The following is an 18084-nucleotide window of genomic DNA, read 5'->3' on the forward strand; positions in this document are numbered from 1 at the left end:
TAATGACAAAGAAGCTTATTCCGCTAATGTTAGCCTTATTGGCTGCGTTCACATCATCGGCTCAAACACCGAATTTGTCTCAGCCCTATTCTTTCGATACGTATCAGAAACTCAGTCCGGTTATTTACAGTCGGAGCAGCCGATTCCACAGTTCGTTAAAGCCTTTATTTTTTGATGACAGTTTGATTCGCCGGAGAGCAGACTCAATATTCAATTATGGTGCTGACACTACCAGAAAATCCTGGCTGTACAGAAAAGTCTTTTCGGAGCATCTGGTTGAAGTTAAAAAGCCTGATTATACCGCTTACATAGACTTTCTTCCTGATTTCGAAATAGGCCAGGATCCGGAAGGTTCCAGGACGACCTGGCTGAATACCAGAGGCTTTCAGGCAGGTGGCACAATCGGCAAGAAATTCTCTTTTTATACCAGTGGTTTTGAAAACCAGGGTAAGTTCGCCGATTATTATAATAATTACATTGATACTCAATTAGTAGTTCCGGGTCAGGCTTATGACAGGTCATTTGGCCGGACAGATGTAAAGGACTGGTCTTATGTTTCAGCCTTAATTTCATATACACCGGTTAAATATTTGAACATTACCCTGGGTCAGGATAAGAATTTTATAGGAGACGGTTATCGGTCTATGATACTTTCTGACTTTTCATCTAATTATCCTTTTATACGTTTAACCGGGAATTTAGGAAGTGTTCAGTATATGGCTATGTGGGCGGCTATGCAGGATCCTTCTGCCAAACGTATTTCTTATGATGTGGGCTTCCGTAAAAAGGCCGCCGTTTTTCATTATCTTGACTGGAATGTAAATGACCGGTTATCTGTTGGGTTTTTCGATGCCATCATCTGGTCTCAAACAGATGACGAAGGAAATAAACGAGGATTTGACTGGTCATATGCTAACCCTGTAATCTTTCTGAGACCTTTGGAAGCGAGCAGCGGCTCACCGGATAACTCTCTGTTAGGGTTTACGGGAAAATATGAAGCCCTTCCTAATCTGGCCATTTACGGACAATTTATGCTCGACGAATTTAGTGCGAAGGAGTTTTTCAAAGGCGACGGATATCATGGAAATAAGTTTGGGATACAATTAGGACTACGCGGTCACAATGCATTCAGGATTCAAAATTTAAGCTACCTGGCTGAATTCAATACCGCCAGGCCGTTCACGTATTCGGGAAGAACACAGATTTTAAACTACGGTCATTATAATGAAGCACTCGCTCATCCATTAGGCGGAAACTTCCGTGAAATACTAAGTATTTGGAATTATTCTTACAGACGCTGGCAGGTTGTTGCTCAGGCGAACTATTCTCAATACGGCCTGAACACTGACGGCATTAATTATGGGAAAAATATTTTTGAATCGCACAGCTCAAGGATTTCAAATTACAATAACATAACTGCCCAGGGAATTAAAACCGATCTCAAATACTTTAATAGTAGAATAGGCTATACTATTAATCCTAAAACAAATTTGAGGTTTGAGGTTGGCGGCATTCTCCGTCAGGAAAAAAATAACTTAGGAGTAACTAATACAAATTGGATTACGTTTGGGTTAAGAAGCACATTCAGAAACATTTACCAAGATATTTAAACGTTACGAGAGTTAAATTATCTAAATAGTTATTTAAAATTGACAGAGTGGTTACTTTAAGCTAAATTCGCATTTCATTTAAAGCAAATTCTTTTTGCTTTAATGCCTTATCATAGAGTGCTAAGTCTACCGCTTCACTTCTATAAGAAAAACAAATTTAGATAGAAAGGGAAGTGAAGTCAGCTTTTTTAAGTTCGTATATTTTGATGTTATTTAATGGCATCATACTATAACAGGGTAAACTCCATCATCTTGTGGGCTGATATGTTTATCATTTCCATAAGTTTCCTGATCGCCGTTTTGACCTTCAATGATGATTACGATTCATCGATAGGGTTGTTGAACGCGGTTTTATGGACATTCCTGCTCACTGGATGGTATTTTACTGCGCGCCAGTTTAATTTATATGATGCTTCAACGGCGCACAACCTGCCCACAGCTATTCTAAAAACATTCAAGAATATTCTGTACCAGGCATTTTTTATATCTGTATTTCTTTTTGTGGCTAAACATTCTGAATATAGCCGAAGATTCGCTTTTTTGTACATTTCGCTCCTATGTATTTTACTTCCACTTCAAAAACTGATTTATAAAAAAATCCTTATCTTTTTTGTTAATCAAGGTTCAGGTTTGCGGCGTGTTTTGATAGTTGGTGCAGGTAAAGTGGGAATGGACTTTTATAAAGTGATTGTCAATAATTCGCATCTTGGTTATGAAGTGGCCGGTTTTCTTGACGATCAGCCAAAAACATCTTTAAACGGACTTCATCTTGGTAAAATAGAGCAGATTGAGGATTTCCTGGCTACAAACAGTGACCTGGATGAAATTGTAGTTGCTTTACCAAATTCTGCAACTTCTCAAATTAAGCATGTAATTAATGCTGCCCGAAATGAAACTCTTCGGGTAAGGATAATCCCGGATTATTTCCATTATTTTTCTTCTAAGTATGGGGTAAGCATGCTGGAGGGCTTACCGATAATTACCTTGCGAAGGGAGCCGCTTGAAGAGTATCATTGGCGGGTTGTTAAACGACTCTTTGATACGGGGTTCAGTCTTCTTATACTCATATTTGTTTGTTCATGGTTATTTCCGTTGATCGCTCTTTGTATTAAACTTGAGTCGAAAGGACCTATATTCTTTGTTCAGCTTAGAACCGGGCGAAACAACAGGCCGTTTTATTGCCTAAAGTTCCGGAGTATGAGAGTAAATGACGAAGCCAATAACAAGCAGGCAAGTAAAAACGATGCTCGGTTTACCCGAGTGGGCAGTGTTCTTAGGAAGACTAACTTGGATGAGTTTCCCCAGTTCATTAATGTGTTGAAAGGTGAGATGTCTGTGGTGGGTCCAAGGCCCCACATGTTAAAGCACACGGAGCAGTATGGCCGAATGATCGATAAATACCTTGTGAGGCATTTGTTAAAATCGGGAGTGACGGGCTGGGCACAAGTCAACGGTTTTCGTGGAGAAACCCGTGATCCCAAAGAGATGCAGGGAAGAGTAGAGCATGATGTTTTTTACCTCGAAAACTGGTCTATATTCTTCGATTTGAAGATCATCTTTTTAACCTTTTGGAATATGTTTAAAGGAGATAAGAAGGCATTTTGAAGTATCATGTTGGACGTATCAGGAGTTTGAGTATCAGGTTTGAGCCACAAATTTGAAGTTTTAGGTTGATGTCACCGAGTATGCATTTCCTGCTACTATTTACTACTACTTTCACCTTCCTTCACCGCTAGCTGACCACACGCTGCATCAATGTCTTTACCGCGACTTCGCCGTATATTGGTTGTTATTCCTTGTTTACGGAGGTAATCAGCAAAGGCTTCAATCTTATCCACGCCCGCATTTTGATAATCCGCAAAAGAAATGGGATTGTACTCTATAATATTGACTTTGCATGGCAGATGTTTACAAAACCTGGCGAGCTCGACTGCATCCTCCAGACCATCGTTGAAATTATCAAAAACAATATATTCGTATGTTACCGGGTTTTTGGTTTTCGCAAAGTAATATTTAAGAGCTTCGGATAGTGCGTGTAACGAATTTTGTTCGTTTATAGGCATGATCGTATTTCGTTTTTCATCATTAGCGGCATGTAAAGAGAGGGCAAGGTTGAAGCGAACCTGGTCATCCCCGAGCTTTTTAATCATTTTGGCTATACCTGCAGTTGATACCGTGATACGCTTAGCAGCCATATTTAAGCCGTCCTCTGCTGTTATCCGCTCAATTGACTTCATGACGTTAGAATAATTCAGCAAAGGTTCGCCCATTCCCATGTAAACAATATTGCTGAGTGGATGATGATAGTTATCTTTAGCCTGTTTATCAATCAAAACCACCTGGTCATATATTTCATCAGCATTGAGGTTCCTTTTACGCTCCATATATCCTGTAGCGCAAAATTTGCAGCTTAGGCTGCAGCCTACCTGCGAGCTTACACATGCAGTCATTCTTTCCGTCGTTGGTATGAGGACTCCTTCGATGATATTGCCGTCGTAAAGTTTAAAGGTGTTTTTTATAGTACGATCACTACTAAATTGAGATTGATCAATTTGAATATGGTTGATAACGTAGCCCTCGGTAAGTTTTTCGCGTAATGATTTGGGGAGATTGCTCATTTGATCGAAATTGGTACAAGCTTTGACCCATAACCAATCGTAAACCTGTTTAGCTCGAAACGATGGTTCGCCTAATTCAGTAAAATGCTGTTTTAGAATTTCAACGGATAAACTCCTGATGTCAATTTTTTGATTATTATTCATCGCAGCAAAGTTACAAATCCATTTTTGTGATAATCAATCAAATAAACCGCTAAAATGAACTGAATGTCATTTTAGTTTAAAAACAATTTTATAGTAACTTTGACCGGGGGTTTCCGGGATAAGATTAAATTACACTAGCCGGATTAAAAATCAATGATTAAATATTTTTCAGCAAACTATATATTACCTGTTTCTACCGAACCCATGAAAGATGGGGTGATTTCAGTAAACGATCAGGGAGAAATACTCAAAATTTACGATCGTGACAGTTCTGAGTCAATTACGGATCCGATAGAAAAACACGACGGGATAATCGTTCCCGGCTTTATAAATTCTCATTGTCATCTCGAACTCTCTCATAAACACAAAAGTGTATCCAAGGGAGAGGGCGTTTTATCTTTTGTTAGCTCGATAATGAGTGGCCGTCAGGCTGACGAGGCTGTGATCAATAAAGCGATGCAAAAGGCGGATAAAGAGATGTTAGGCAATGGGATTGTCGCTGTAGGAGATATTTCTAACAATAGCATATCGAAGACCGTAAAGCAGCATAGCCGACTTTACTATCATACTTATGCCGAGGTAATGAGTTTTAATCCCGAAAAGGCAGATGAAGCGTTTGAAAAGGGTCTGGCATTGAAAGAGGAATTCTATCCTTTGTCCGCATCCATAACCCCGCATGCAGCTTATTCGGTTTCAAAGGAACTTTTTAAGAATTTCCGCCTCTATAGTGAAGGAAAAGATAATTTATTTAGCCTTCACAATCAGGAAACGGAGGAAGAAAATAAGCTTTATCGTTACAAGACAGGTAAATTCCTGGACTTTTATCAGGCTTTAGGATTAGATATTGAGTTCTTCAAACCACAGGCCCGAAATTCGATTCAGTCAATCATACCTTTATTGCCGAAGGATCAAAAAATTTTATTGGTTCATAATATCTACACTAGTCTAAAGGATATCTATTTTGTAAGAAGGTTTGGGAGAGATATAACCTGGTGTTTTTGTCCGAACGCTAATTTATATATTGAGAATCGCTTACCAAAATTAGAAATGTTTTTGCCGCACGATTTCAATATGACTTTGGGTACTGATAGTCTGGCATCAAACGATAAGCTTTGCATCCTTTCGGAATTACTTACATTGAATAAGCACTTTCCTTCAATCCCCTTAACTACCACAATCAAGTGGGCGACGTTAAATGGCGCGAAATTTTTAGGAATTGATCAGGATTTCGGCTCGATAGAGCGTGGTAAAAAGCCCGGACTTAATCTGATAACAGAAACGCAGGGTGTCAAGTTAAGTGAACAGTCTAAAGTTAAAAGACTCATCTAAAGCCGCATAATTTCTTACTTTGCGTCGATGAACCCCATTAGTAAACTACTTGGAATTGAATATCCCATTATTCAGGCGGGTATGGTTTGGTGCAGTGGCTGGCGTCTTGCATCTGCCGTATCAAACAGTGGAGGACTTGGGTTAATAGGTGCAGGTTCAATGTATCCGGAAGTTTTACAGCAACATATCAGAAGATGTAAACTGGCAACGGAAAAACCTTTCGGTGTTAACGTGCCATTATTGTATCCCGATATTGACCAGTTGATGGACATCATCATAAATGAAGGTGTTAAAATAGTGTTTACATCAGCGGGTAATCCTGCTACCTGGACAACCTATTTAAAAAGCAAGGGAATTATTGTAGTACATGTCATTTCGAATACCAGGTTTGCACTTAAAGCTGAATCTTGCGGCGCAGATGCTGTTGTTGCGGAAGGATTCGAAGCCGGAGGACATAATGGTCGGGAGGAGACTACAACCCTTTGTTTAATCCCAATGGTTCGCCAGGCGGTTTCTATTCCTGTTATTGCAGCGGGCGGTATTGCCAATGGCAGAGCAATGCTTGCTGCGATTGCTTTGGGTGCTGATGCAGTGCAAATAGGGTCAGCCTTTGCTGCATCGGTTGAGTCATCTGCTCATCCAAATTTTAAAAACGCAATTCTTGCTGCTTCAGAAGGTGAAACAAAGCTGAGTATGAAGTCTGTAATTCCGGTAAGATTATTAAAGAATGATTTTTTCAACAAAGTTGAAGAAGCTGAGGCGCTGGGAGCAAGCAGGGAAGAACTCATCAAGATTCTGGGGCATGGGCGAGCAAAACGAGGTATGTTTGAAGGAGATCTTACTGAAGGTGAACTGGAGATCGGCCAGGCTTCCGCTTTGATTGATGAAGTGCTGCCCGCTGCAGTGGTACTCAGAAATATCTGGAATGAATTCCTGATGCGAAAGGAGTATATCTGTAACTTGCGGACGTGATTGTAGATCAGAATAGCACTTTATACTATTTGACTGCGAACCCTCAAACGTAAAAACCTAATCGACCTAATATGAAGCATCTTGATATATGCGTAATCGGTAAAGTCCAGGGTGTTTTTTACCGGGCTACAGCAAAGGCCGTTGCTGATCAGCTTGGCGTTAAAGGAAGCGTTAGAAATGAAGTTGATGGATCCGTGGTTATTGAAGCCGAGGGCGACGATTTTTCTTTGGAGATGTTTTTGGAATTCTGTGAGAAAGGCTCAGACAAAGCAGTAGTGGAGAAGGTGGCTGTTTCTGAAGCGTCGATGAAGCATTACCGCAATTTTGAAGTTATTAGAAAAAAAACCGCCTGATAAACAGCTTTATTAAATCCCAATCCTGTTGTCTCAAATAAAAAAGCTTGCTTCCCAAACAGCCGTTTATGGTCTGAGCGCCATGATAGGACGGCTGATCAATTATTTACTGGTGCCACTTTATGTTCGTACACTCAGTGTGTATGACAATGGCGTAATGACCAATGTTTACGCATATGTCACATTTCTAATTATTGTTTTTACCTATGGCCTGGAAACCGGTTATTTTAGGTTTGCTAATAAAGAAGTCGGGGAAGAGAGTAAGGTTTACAAAACTGCCCTCACAGCGATCACAGGTTCCTCCATATTCTTTGCATCTATCTTGATTGCTGCTGCAGCTCCCGTTGCAGATCTGATTGGTTTTCCTAAAGATCCCGAATACGTGATTTACTTTGCTGTAATACTAGCTCTGGATGCGATTTCATCTATTCCGTTCGTAAGACTGCGCAATCAAAATAAACCTTTGAAATTTGTTGCAGGCAAGTTGTTAGGTATAGGAGTGAACATTGTATTTGTGCTTTTCTTCCTAATACTGTGCCCCTACATATTAAAACATAATCCGGAAAACTTCTTATCAAAGTTCTATAATCCTCAAACTGGTGTAGGATACGTTTTTATATCTAATCTTATCGCCAGTCTTTTTACTATTATTTTCCTTTACAGGGAAATAATTTCAGGCTTGGGGAAGATGGATTTAGGGCTTCTTAAAAAGATGCTTCTGTATTCGATGCCACTTATGTTCGCCGGCCTTGCAGGCACCGTTAATGAATCATTCAGCAGGATAATTCTGCAACAGGAATTGCCTTATTCTCCCACGGAGAATACGATACAACTCGGTATTTTTGGTAACTGTTTTAAGCTGGCGATATTTATGTCGCTGGCTATCCAAACATTTAGAATGGCATCAGAACCTTTCTTTTTTTCAATGTATAAACAGGTGGATGCGAAAACGGTATATGCCCGGGTAATGAATTACTTTGTGATCGTTTGCTGTTTTATTTTTTTAGGAGTGATGCTTTATCTTGATATTATTAAGCATATTTTGAAGCCAGTTTACTTTGAGGGACTGATTGTAGTTCCGATTTTACTCCTGGGATATCTTTTTTTGGGGATATATCAGAATCTTTCCATTTGGTTTAAATTAGCAGATAAGACTCAATTTGGCGTATACTTTACTGTTTTCGGTGCAATTCTTACCATCGTTTTTAACTATACCCTTATACCTGTCTACGGATACACAGGTTCAGCCATCGCTACATTAATTTGTTACTTCTCAATGGCAGTTGTCTGTTATTTCATCGGTCAGCGATATTATACAGTCCCGTATAATCTTAAAAAAATATTCGGATATTTAATTTTTACATTAGCATTGTATGCCACTGGCGATATTATTCGTTTGTTTTTATTCAATTCAGGAACTATTGCCTGGTTTTTATCCATGGCATTACTTATTGGCATCTTTGTGCTTGTGGTGTTAAAAATTGAAAGGCCTAATTTAAGGATCAGTAATGTTAGAAGTAAAAATCATTAATAACTCAGCCCATCCTCTGCCAGCTTATGAAACAAGTTCTTCGGCAGGCATGGATCTTCGAGCAAATTTATCGGAAACGGCAATGTTGAAGCCAATGGAACGACGCCTGATACGGACGGGTTTATTTATCGAGCTGCCGGTTGGATATGAAGCACAAATACGCCCCCGCAGCGGACTCGCCTTGAAACACGGTATCACGATCTTGAATACGCCGGGGACTATTGATTCGGACTACCGGGGAGAGATCATGATACTTTTGATCAATTTCTCAGATCAGATTTTTGAGATAAATGATGGCGACCGAATTGCTCAGATGATCGTCGCCAGTCATGAGCAAGTTCACTGGATGAATGCAGAGCTACTAACCGAAACAGTCAGGGGCACCGGTGGTTATGGTCATACCGGTTCATAATACAATGCTTAGGTTTTCAATCTTTTCGGTTCTTTTTATGGGCTGCCTGCTTTCGTCAGCTGCCCAGGAAAAAAGCGGACAAAGCTCTCATGCAGTTATCGTAATCGGGAAAGTTCTTTCTGCTGAGGACAGTATGATTGTAAAGCAGCTTTTTCTGGACGGTTTACACGCGAAGATTGTTCGAAACACTTCGCTGGCTACTGATTTTTTTAAACGTATCCTAATCCTCGATCCTGCAAATGACGCGGCGATGTATGAGCTCGCCACTATCTTTTATTCGGATAATAAGGATAAAGATGCGGAGATCTTGGCTCGAAATGCCGTTACGGTAAGGCCTGAGAATAAGTGGTATTGGCTTCTTCTATCAGATATTTACAAAAGAACCAATGATGTGTCTAAACTAGTGCCGGTCATCGACGAGCTGATCGCTCTAGATCCGGATAATCAAAATCATTATTTTGATAAGGCCAATGCTTTATCTATTCAGAACAAGATTGGTGAAGCTAATGAAGTGTATAATGAAATTGAAAAAATTTATGGTCTTTCAAATGAACTTTCCGAAGCCCGACAGAGAGGTTTTATCCGGCAAGGCAAACCGGAGAAGGCCGCAGCCGAGTTAGAAAAGCAAGTTCAAACAAATCCGGAGGATTTGAAAAGCCTTTTAAACCTTGCTGATATTTATAACCGATCCGGCTCTCCCGAAAAATCTTTAGAAGTCCTAAACAAAGCGAAAGTTATTGATTCGGGTAATGTTCTGGTGCGTTTAAGTCTGGCGGATACTTATCGTGCTTTAAGGCGGTATGATGACGCGTTTATCGAATTGAAGCAGGCTTTCGACAACTCTACATTTAATATTGACGAAAAAATCAGAATCATTTTGTCTTTCTTCCCGCAATTTGCTGATATGAAAGCCAGAGAGCAGGCTCATGAACTTGCCTCGATTCTTACAATTGTTCATCCTCAGGATCCCAAATCTTTCGCTGTTTTCGGTGACGTACTATTTCAGGAGCAAAAATATGATGATGCCAGCAAGGCCTATAAGCAGGCATTAAAGTTGAACGACCGTGTTTATCAGATATGGGAGCAACTGATAAGGATCGAATTAAGCTCAGGCAAGTACAACGAAGCTATTGCTGATGGTGAAGAAGCCCTAAGCATCTTTCCAAATCAGGCTGCTTTATTTGTATTGACAGCGATGGCTTATGCTCAAAGTCAGCAGCATGAGAAAGCAGTGTCGTATTTGAAGAATGCAGCTTCCCTTGAAAGCGACGATAAAGAGATCCTCATCCAGATCTATTCGGGATTGGGTGACTCTTACAATGCGTTGAAACGTCATTCTGAGTCGGACGATGCTTATGAGAAAGCCCTGGAAATAAATCCCGAAAACAGTTATGCCCTGAACAATTATGCTTACCACTTATCAGTGAGAGGAGAAAATCTTGATAAAGCCGAAAGGATGTCAAAGCTTTCAATCCGGCTGGAACCAGGTAATTCTTCATTTGAAGATACATACGCATGGATCTTATTCAAGTCAAAAAAGTACAAGGACGCCTTGAGTTGGATTGAAAAGGCCATTAGCCACAGTAGCAACAGCAACGCAGTACAATTCGAACATTACGGCGATATTCTCTTTCACCTGGCAGATAAAGAAAAAGCTGTGCAACAGTGGCAGAAAGCCAAATCTATTGGAGGATCAGGAAAATTAGAGCAAAAGATAAATGCGAAGAAATATATTGAATAGCTTTTTACTGGTAAGCTTAGTATTTGGCTTATCAAGTTGTAAAGCCAAGAGAGAAGTAGTTAAAACAGTTTCAGCTCCCGCAGTTGCCAGCACCAGTAAATCAGCAAGACTTGCTTCTATAAATAACAGCTCCCTGAGCTATAGCTCGCTCTCCATTAAAGCCAAGGCTGATTTGAATATAAATGGAAATGAAAATAATGTTTCAATGAATATTCGTATCCGGAAAGGGGAGGCTATCTGGGTTTCGGTAACAGCAATAGCAGGCCTGGAAGTCGCAAGGGCACTGATTACTCCGGATTCAGTAAAAGTGCTAAACTGGCTTGAAAATACATATATCAAAAAGCCTTTTAACTACATTTATAACTTCACTAATGATCAGGTTGATTTCACCACAATAGAAGAAATATTTGCTGGTAATCCCCTGAGGCAAGCTCTGTTGGAACAACCAGATTTAAAGGTTGAAGGGAGAGAAGCTGTTTTAGAGGGAATATTTAAATCATTAGTCTATAGCATTCGCTTCAATGAACATGACAAGGTAATTCTGTCTTCATTAAAAGATGAAGAAGCGATGCAAAACCTCCTTATTAACTACGACGATTTTATAGAAGTAGAAGCTCAGCTAATTCCCGGTCAGGTTAGTATCAAATCGGAGGCGGAACGTAAAAATGTTGTGATTAATCTAAGGTACAACCGTATAGACCTCAATCAGACCTTTGAAATGCCGTTTAAGGTTTCGAAAAGATTCACAGTCAAAGATTAAATTAGATACATTTGCCGCGATGAGGTTTGTAAGATTTTTACTTTTCTTCCTGATAATAAGTGCAACCCATGAAGTTTTTGGCCAGAGTAGCGCAGAGCTTAAACGGCGTAAGGAAACCTTATCCCGAGAAATTGAAAGCCTTAACCGTAGTCTGAGGCAAACATCGAGTAGTAAGAGCTTGTCTTTGAAACAGATTAAAGCTTTGAATACGCAAATCCGACTTCGGGAGGAGAAGATCAATACTATAAATTCGGAAGTAAGACTCCTTGATAATGAGATTTCTGATAATTCAAATACAGTTCGGTCACTGCAATCTCAATTAGATAAGCTGAAAAAGGAGTACGCTGCCATGGTGTTGTTCGCTTTTAGAAATCAGAGCGCTTATAGCAAGCTGATGTTTATTTTCGCATCCAGTGATTTCAACCAGGCTTATAAACGCTTAAAATATCTTCAACAATTTAGTACCTATCGTAAAAAACAGGCAAAGTACATACAAGGCACACAACAGGATCTGAATGTTAAGATTGTTGAGCTTGATCATAACAAACGAGAAAAAACAAGTTTGCTGGGCGATCAGCAAAAGGAAAGAGTAACTCTTGGAAAAGAGAAGAACAGTCAATCAAGAGTTTTGTCAGGTCTCAGCCGTCAGGAAAAGAAGCTAAAACAGGAACTTACAAAAAAACAAAAAGAATCGGCCCGTTTGAACCGTGCGATTCAAAATGCCATTAATCGCGAAATAGAAGAAGCTAGAAGACGAGCTGAGGAGGAAGCTCGAGCTGCAGCTGCGAAAGCAAAAGCTGAAAATAAAGAAGCTCCGGCTACCAAGCCTATCTCGCAGGGATCAAGTATTCTGGCTGCAACTCCAGAAGCTGCTAAATTATCATCAGACTTTTTGGGTAATCGAGGCCGTTTGCCCTGGCCTGTCGCCAGCGGAATCATAACTGAAGGTTTTGGTATCCATAGGTACGGAACAAACGTTACTACAGAGAACAATGGGGTAGATATTAAGACAGCCGAGGGGTCGTCAGTCAGGGCTGTATTTTCGGGAGAAGTGGCAGCGGTTCAGAATTTCGCTGGTTCTTACGCTGTATTGATCAGACATGGTGAATATTTTACTGTCTATTCAAACTTAAGATCCGTGAGTGTATCTCGTGGCGAAAAGGTTTCATTAAAACAGGCAATCGGCACAGTAATCACTGATCCTGTGGATGGGACTACAGAAGTACATTTTGAAGTACGGAAGGGGGCGGCGCCAATGAACCCGTCAAGCTGGCTGGCTAATTAAAAATACAGGCAGTTTTAAAAATGTTTATATTTGTGAAGTTTTAACAATCTAAAAATATACTCGATGTTGTTATTCATGAACATGGGAACTCCGGAAATCCTGATGATTTTGTTCGTTGTCCTTCTTTTATTCGGAGGAAAGAAGCTCCCTGAGTTAGCGCGCGGGCTTGGTAAAGGTATAAGAGAGTTTAAGGATGCTTCAGATGGAGTGAAGCGCGAAATCCATAATAACATAAACAGCGTAACTAGTGATATGGACTTAGATAAGCCCGTTGCCAAGTCAGAATCTTATGGCAAACCTGAAGATTCTGATACATCTATTCCTAATACTGAAAATTCAAAAACCGCACAATAAATAAAGAAATTATGTTGAGTTCAATCTTGTTAATAGGATTAGGTGTAACTGAAATTGTCCTGATCATTGCAGTCGTTTTACTGCTGTTTGGTGGTAAAAAGATCCCTGAATTGATGCGCGGCATGGGTAAGGGTATCAAAGAATTCAAGAGCGCCCAAAGCGGAGAAGAGAATTCGCCCAATGGCACTAATTCTACTGTTGACGATCGCAAATAATTCTAATATTTAGTAATAAAAAGGCTATCCTTCCTTCGGAGGGATGGCCATTTTTGTGCTCCAGGGTAAATAACTTTGATTGATCCTGACCGCAAACGGCTCCGATGGTTTAGGAAGAGCCACCTATTCTAATTCCTTTTCACTATCTGATTACCGAATCGAATCACAGATAGCAATCAATACTAAACACTAAATTCAGACGTTATTTAGAAGTTTGATCTTAACGAAACAGTTTCATCTGGCAGTTAAAGATCGCTGAATTATTTTATTAATAGTAGCTTAGGTTTCGTAAAAGAAATTTAGGTTGAAGGGGGAGCCCACCCGGGTTAAAACCATGAAGTTATGATGAAAAGAACAATGGCAATAGCCTTGCTTTCAATTGCCTGTGCCACAGTATTTGCGCGTCAGGCTCCTGAACAGTTTCAACCAGACTCACCTTCATCACAAAATAGTCCGGCAGCTTCCCTTGGCCTCACAGACACGGTTTTCCAGATGGAGAACATAAGTCCGGCCAGCGTAAGCCAAAATATCTACAAACGCCGGCTGGATTCGCTGGAGCGGACGGTGCCGTTAAACTACAACGACCACGTTCAGAATTATATCGATCTCTACGTTTTCAAACGGAAAGATCAGATTGGAAAAATGCTTGGTTTATCAAAATATTACTTTCCCATTTTTGAAAAATCTTTCAGGGAAGTAGGTGTGCCGGATGAGCTTAAATTCCTTACCATCATTGAATCTGCGCTAAATCCTCATGCTGTTTCCAGGTCAGGCGCCGTTGGCCCATGGCAGTTTATGTACACGACCGCTAAGGGGTACGGGCTGGTAATGGACAACTATGTTGATGAACGCAAAGACCCGGTACAGGCAAGCTATGCTGCGGCTTTATATTTAAAGGATGCCTATAATCGGGTGGGAGACTGGTTACTGGCGATAGCAGCGTACAATTGTGGCACCGGTGCGGTTACCAGGGCAATAGCGCGTTCAGGTGGTGAAGCAGACTTTTGGAAAGTTAGGCCCTATCTACCACGCGAAACCCAAAATTATGTACCGGCATTTATCGCCACAGTTTATGCGATGAATTACTATTCCGCACATGATATTCAACCGCAAATGTCTCCATTCAGCATATTCACGGACGTAATTGACGTAAACAGGATGATTTCATTTTCTAAAATCGCTCAAGCCGCGGATATCGACTTAAGTGAATTAAGTGTCCTGAATCCTTCCTACAAGAAACAGATCGTAAATGGATCTGTTGCGTCACCAAAAAGGTTAGTCATACCGGCAGTCGGGAAACAACTTTACGCTTCCTTGTACGATGTTTTAAATGCAGAAACTGCAAATGAACCTGACTTGATTGCAGCTTCATTAAATGCAGAACCTGATTTTAATCCCATTACGATCCCAGTTACTCATAAAGTGAAAGAAGGGCAAACGCTGCTTATGGTTGCAAACCAATACGGCGTCGAAGTGCAGGACTTAAAAGTTTACAATAGCTTGAATGGCACCAGTGTAGTACCAGGTCAAGTGCTCCGGCTCAAAGCTGGAAATCATGCTGCGAAAACTAAAAAAAATACGGCTCCTCGCTATATTACTTACATTGTAAAAGCTGGGGATACTTTATCAGAAATCGCAGAAAAATTCTCAGGAGCGACAATTTCTAAGATCAAAGCATTGAACGGTTTGAGAAAAAATACAGTGCAGCCTGGAATGAAGTTAAAGATCAACAAAGGCTAGTTGATGTGATACGGCTTCCGGGGGGCTGTCATTTTCTAAGTCAATCTCAAAAAGAATTGTAATTTTGCGGCTCTCCAATTAGCTATCAATGAATAAGACTAACCGCAAGCAAGACGCACTGGATTATCATTCACAAGGACGCCCGGGCAAAATACAAGTTGTTTCTACTAAACCTACAAATTCTCAACGCGACTTAGCGCTGGCATATTCTCCAGGTGTGGCAGAGCCCTGCCTTAAGATTGCTGAAAATAAGGATGATGTTTATAAATATACCGCTAAAGGTAATCTGGTTGCCGTAATCAGCAATGGTACGGCTGTGCTTGGCCTAGGAGACATTGGCCCGGAAGCTGGCAAGCCTGTTATGGAAGGTAAAGGCATTTTATTTAAAATTTTCGCGGATATTGATGTTTTTGACCTTGAACTGGACACTAAAAACATTGATGAATTCGTCAATATCGTTAAGGCTCTCGAACCTACGTTCGGAGGAATAAACCTGGAAGACATCAAGGCGCCGGAGTGCTTCGAAATTGAACGCCGGTTAAAAGAGGAAATGAGTATACCTGTTATGCATGATGATCAGCATGGAACAGCAATTATTTCGTCGGCTGCTTTGATAAATGCTTGTGAAATACAAAAGAAGAAGCTAGATCGCATAAAGATTGTTGTTAACGGTGCCGGAGCAGCTGCCATTTCCTGCTCCAGGTTATACGTAAGCATGGGGGCAAAGCGCGAGAATATAGTAATGGTTGATCGCACCGGGGTTATCCGTTCAGACAGGTTGAATCTTGAAGGAACAAAATTAGAATTCGCAACTAGCCGGAAGATTAATACCCTCGCAGAAGCGGTGAAGGACGCGGATGTTTTTATCGGACTGTCTTCTCCTGATGTCTTGACGGCTGCGATGTTGAAGACTATGGCGAAAAGCCCTATCGTTTTTGCTATGGCCAATCCTAATCCTGAAATTGATTACGAACTGGCAACCAGCACTCGAAAAGATATTATCATGGCTACCGGTCGATCAGATTATCCAAACCAGGTAAATAATGTGTTGGGCTTCCCTTATATTTTCCGAGGTGCCCTTGACGTACGGGCAACTGCTATAAACGAGGAGATGAAAATTGCGGCTGTCAATGCAATTGCGCGCCTTGCCAAAATGCCTGTCCCGGAAGCAGTTAACCTGGCTTACAATACGACAAACTTAAGATTCGGAGTTGATTATATTATTCCAAAACCAATTGATTTCAGGCTAATTACAGAGGTTTCTCCTGCAGTAGCAAAAGCAGCAATTGATTCTGGTGTAGCCCGTAAGATAATTACTAACTGGGACGCTTACAGAGACGAGTTGAAGACCCGTCTGGGAATGGATGATGCTTTGATGCGTGCTGTTACAAATAAGGCAAAATCTGCACCTAAACGTATTGTATTTGCAGAGGCTGATAATTATAAAATTTTAAAGGCGGCGCAAACAGTGAAAGAGGAGGGGATAGCGATTCCAATTTTATTAGGGAAAAGAGAAAGGATTCTGGAAATCATAAAAGAAAACGAATTGGACCTTGGAAATGTTGAGATCATCAATCCCCTTGAAGAGACTGAAAAGTCGTCTAAGTATGCTGATTACCTTTTCAAGAAGCGACAGCGCCGTGGCCTGACTTTGTTCGAAGCAACGAAACTAATGCGTGACCGAAATTATTATGGTTCCACTATGGTTCAGTTTGGTGAAGCTGACGCCTTAATTTCAGGCCTGACAAAAAACTACGCCACCACAATTAAGCCCGCATTGCAGGTGATCGGTACTGAGCCTGGGGTAAATCGTGTTGCTGGTATGTACATGATGCTTACTAAAAAAGGCCCGGTATTCTTTGGCGACACAACTGTAAACGTGAATCCAACTGCAGAGGAGCTGGTAGATATTAGTCTTTTGCTAGATGTCTCCGTAAAAAAATTCAATATATCTCCTCGTATAGCTCTTCTTTCATACTCGAACTTTGGATCTAATGACGGGGAAGTGCCTGAAAAGACCCGGCTTGCAGTGAAATTAATGCACGAACGGTATCCTGAAATTGTGGTTGATGGGGAAATGCAAGCCAACTTTGCAATGAATTCTGACTTATTGAAGGACAATTTTCCATTTAGCGTATTGAATGATGCACCAGCTAATGTTTTGGTATTTCCTAATCTGGAGTCCGGAAATATAGCTTACAAGTTGTTACAGGAACTTGGAGGAGCGGAAGCAGTAGGCCCCATTTTGTTGGGACTGAACAAGCCTGTGCATGTTTTACAATTAGACAGTTCAGTTAGGGAAATTGTTAATATGGTCACCATCGCAGTGGTTGATGCTCAGTCGAAGCAGGATATGACAGAACCGGGAGGCGTGAAACGTAAGGGATTGTTTAATCGTCGTAAACCAGCAGAAAGATAGAACATGTACGACTACATTGATGGCAAATTAGCTTTCAAGTGCCCAACCTATGTGGTCATAGAGACCGGGGGAGTAGGGTATCATATTAATATTTCATTAAATACATTTTCGGCTATTAAAGATAATGAACGCTGCAAGCTCTTTATCTGGATGCACGTAAAAGAAGATGCGCACACTTTGTATGGTTTCTTTGACGAGGGTGAAAGGCGTTTATTTTTACATCTGATATCCGTTTCCGGAATTGGGGCCAATACAGGCCGAATGATTCTCTCTTCAATTACGCCCGTTGAAATACAAACAGCCATAGTCAAAGGTGATGTGCCATTGATTCAAAGAATTAAAGGTATCGGACCCAAATCTGCACAACGTATGATCCTTGAACTCCAGGATAAACTGAAAAAAGAGGGTCCTGATTCGCTCATCTCCGTTCCCCAGCATACAACGGCCAAAGACGAAGCGCTCTCAGCGTTAGTTATGCTTGGCTTCAACAAGGCTGTTGCGGAAAAAACTTTGAGTCAGGCAATTAATAATTCATCAGAAAATATATCGGTAGAACAATTGATAAAAATTGCCTTGAAAAGCTTATAATTACTCTTCAAGA

Annotated in this window: 16 protein-coding genes; 15 read left to right on the forward strand and 1 reads right to left on the reverse strand. The window is 40.7% G+C overall.

Annotated elements, in window-relative coordinates; genetic code table 11:
* Positions 1-2: 2 nt before the first annotated feature.
* Together AC1MCB_RS18345 and AC1MCB_RS18350 are read left to right on the forward strand one after the other, a co-directional pair.
* Positions 3-1610: a gliding motility protein RemB gene (locus AC1MCB_RS18345; protein ID WP_479966171.1), complete on the forward strand. Its 1608-nt coding sequence runs from the start codon at positions 3-5 to the stop codon at positions 1608-1610.
* A gap of 216 nt (positions 1611-1826) precedes the next feature.
* Entirely contained in the window at positions 1827-3215 is a 1389-nt protein-coding gene (locus AC1MCB_RS18350; RefSeq protein ID WP_479966172.1) for an undecaprenyl-phosphate glucose phosphotransferase, read from the forward strand.
* A gap of 95 nt (positions 3216-3310) precedes the next feature.
* On the opposite strand, the gene rlmN is transcribed toward AC1MCB_RS18350, so the two are convergent.
* On the reverse strand, positions 3311-4372 hold the full coding sequence (gene rlmN / locus AC1MCB_RS18355) for a dual-specificity RNA methyltransferase RlmN (RefSeq protein WP_479966173.1): 1062 nt from the start codon (positions 4370-4372) through the stop codon (positions 3311-3313).
* A gap of 153 nt (positions 4373-4525) precedes the next feature.
* Between rlmN and AC1MCB_RS18360 the strand changes: the two genes are divergently transcribed.
* The 13 genes from AC1MCB_RS18360 to ruvA all read left to right on the forward strand — a co-directional run bounded on the left by AC1MCB_RS18360 (position 4526) and on the right by ruvA (position 18071).
* Positions 4526-5701 (forward strand): amidohydrolase family protein, encoded by a 1176-nt coding sequence (locus AC1MCB_RS18360; RefSeq protein ID WP_479966174.1) that lies wholly within the window; start codon positions 4526-4528, stop codon positions 5699-5701.
* A 27-nt stretch (positions 5702-5728) separates the two neighbouring features.
* A complete protein-coding gene (locus AC1MCB_RS18365) occupies positions 5729-6673 on the forward strand; it encodes an NAD(P)H-dependent flavin oxidoreductase (RefSeq protein ID WP_479966175.1) in 945 nt (314 codons plus the stop codon).
* 71 nt (positions 6674-6744) lie between these two features.
* Complete coding sequence (locus AC1MCB_RS18370; RefSeq protein WP_479966176.1) at positions 6745-7026, forward strand: acylphosphatase; 282 nt, start codon at positions 6745-6747, stop codon at positions 7024-7026.
* A 28-nt stretch (positions 7027-7054) separates the two neighbouring features.
* The gene (locus AC1MCB_RS18375; RefSeq protein WP_479966177.1) at positions 7055-8557 is read left to right on the forward strand and encodes a lipopolysaccharide biosynthesis protein; all 1503 of its coding nucleotides are present in this window, start codon (positions 7055-7057) and stop codon (positions 8555-8557) included.
* Positions 8535-8969 carry a dUTP diphosphatase gene (gene dut / locus AC1MCB_RS18380; RefSeq protein WP_479966178.1) on the forward strand — a complete coding sequence of 145 codons (435 nt, stop codon included), beginning with the start codon at positions 8535-8537 and terminating at the stop codon, positions 8967-8969. The genes AC1MCB_RS18375 and dut overlap by 23 nt, the downstream gene beginning before the upstream one ends.
* 4 nt (positions 8970-8973) lie before the next feature.
* Positions 8974-10710, forward strand: coding sequence for a tetratricopeptide repeat protein (locus tag AC1MCB_RS18385; RefSeq protein ID WP_479966179.1), 1737 nt, complete (start codon positions 8974-8976; stop codon positions 10708-10710).
* Complete coding sequence (lolB1, locus tag AC1MCB_RS18390; RefSeq protein WP_479966180.1) at positions 10688-11470, forward strand: lipoprotein insertase outer membrane protein LolB1; 783 nt, start codon at positions 10688-10690, stop codon at positions 11468-11470. Before AC1MCB_RS18385 ends, lolB1 begins: the two co-directional genes overlap by 23 nt.
* Before the next feature lie 184 nt (positions 11471-11654).
* Positions 11655-12755: a murein hydrolase activator EnvC family protein gene (locus AC1MCB_RS18395; protein WP_479966181.1), complete on the forward strand. Its 1101-nt coding sequence runs from the start codon at positions 11655-11657 to the stop codon at positions 12753-12755.
* An 81-nt stretch (positions 12756-12836) separates the two neighbouring features.
* The gene (locus AC1MCB_RS18400; protein ID WP_479966182.1) at positions 12837-13109 is read left to right on the forward strand and encodes a Sec-independent protein translocase subunit TatA/TatB; all 273 of its coding nucleotides are present in this window, start codon (positions 12837-12839) and stop codon (positions 13107-13109) included.
* Between the two features lie 11 nt (positions 13110-13120).
* The gene (locus AC1MCB_RS18405) at positions 13121-13324 is read left to right on the forward strand and encodes a Sec-independent protein translocase subunit TatA/TatB (RefSeq protein ID WP_479966183.1); all 204 of its coding nucleotides are present in this window, start codon (positions 13121-13123) and stop codon (positions 13322-13324) included.
* Positions 13325-13666: 342 nt separating this feature from the next.
* Positions 13667-15064, forward strand: coding sequence for a lytic transglycosylase domain-containing protein (locus tag AC1MCB_RS18410; RefSeq protein ID WP_479966184.1), 1398 nt, complete (start codon positions 13667-13669; stop codon positions 15062-15064).
* Positions 15065-15152: 88 nt separating this feature from the next.
* Positions 15153-17483, forward strand: coding sequence for an NADP-dependent malic enzyme (locus AC1MCB_RS18415; protein ID WP_479966185.1), 2331 nt, complete (start codon positions 15153-15155; stop codon positions 17481-17483).
* A 3-nt stretch (positions 17484-17486) separates the two neighbouring features.
* Positions 17487-18071, forward strand: coding sequence for a Holliday junction branch migration protein RuvA (gene ruvA / locus AC1MCB_RS18420; RefSeq protein WP_479966186.1), 585 nt, complete (start codon positions 17487-17489; stop codon positions 18069-18071).
* Positions 18072-18084 lie beyond the last annotated feature (13 nt).

It is taken from the genome of Daejeonella sp. AP26 (assembly GCF_056680515.1).

Bases quoted from the DNA above. Each gene is read 5' to 3' on its own strand.
- AC1MCB_RS18345 (WP_479966171.1), top strand. From the start codon at position 3: ATGACAAAGAAGCTTATTCCGCTAATGTTAGCCTTATTGGCTGCGTTC.
- AC1MCB_RS18350 (WP_479966172.1), top strand. From the start codon at position 1,827: ATGGCATCATACTATAACAGGGTAAACTCCATCATCTTGTGGGCTGAT.
- rlmN (WP_479966173.1), bottom strand. From the start codon at position 4,372: ATGAATAATAATCAAAAAATTGACATCAGGAGTTTATCCGTTGAAATT.
- AC1MCB_RS18360 (WP_479966174.1), top strand. From the start codon at position 4,526: ATGATTAAATATTTTTCAGCAAACTATATATTACCTGTTTCTACCGAA.
- AC1MCB_RS18365 (WP_479966175.1), top strand. From the start codon at position 5,729: ATGAACCCCATTAGTAAACTACTTGGAATTGAATATCCCATTATTCAG.
- AC1MCB_RS18370 (WP_479966176.1), top strand. From the start codon at position 6,745: ATGAAGCATCTTGATATATGCGTAATCGGTAAAGTCCAGGGTGTTTTT.
- dut (WP_479966178.1), top strand. From the start codon at position 8,535: ATGTTAGAAGTAAAAATCATTAATAACTCAGCCCATCCTCTGCCAGCT.
- AC1MCB_RS18385 (WP_479966179.1), top strand. From the start codon at position 8,974: ATGCTTAGGTTTTCAATCTTTTCGGTTCTTTTTATGGGCTGCCTGCTT.
- lolB1 (WP_479966180.1), top strand. From the start codon at position 10,688: ATGCGAAGAAATATATTGAATAGCTTTTTACTGGTAAGCTTAGTATTT.
- AC1MCB_RS18400 (WP_479966182.1), top strand. From the start codon at position 12,837: ATGGGAACTCCGGAAATCCTGATGATTTTGTTCGTTGTCCTTCTTTTA.
- AC1MCB_RS18405 (WP_479966183.1), top strand. From the start codon at position 13,121: ATGTTGAGTTCAATCTTGTTAATAGGATTAGGTGTAACTGAAATTGTC.
- AC1MCB_RS18410 (WP_479966184.1), top strand. From the start codon at position 13,667: ATGATGAAAAGAACAATGGCAATAGCCTTGCTTTCAATTGCCTGTGCC.
- AC1MCB_RS18415 (WP_479966185.1), top strand. From the start codon at position 15,153: ATGAATAAGACTAACCGCAAGCAAGACGCACTGGATTATCATTCACAA.
- ruvA (WP_479966186.1), top strand. From the start codon at position 17,487: ATGTACGACTACATTGATGGCAAATTAGCTTTCAAGTGCCCAACCTAT.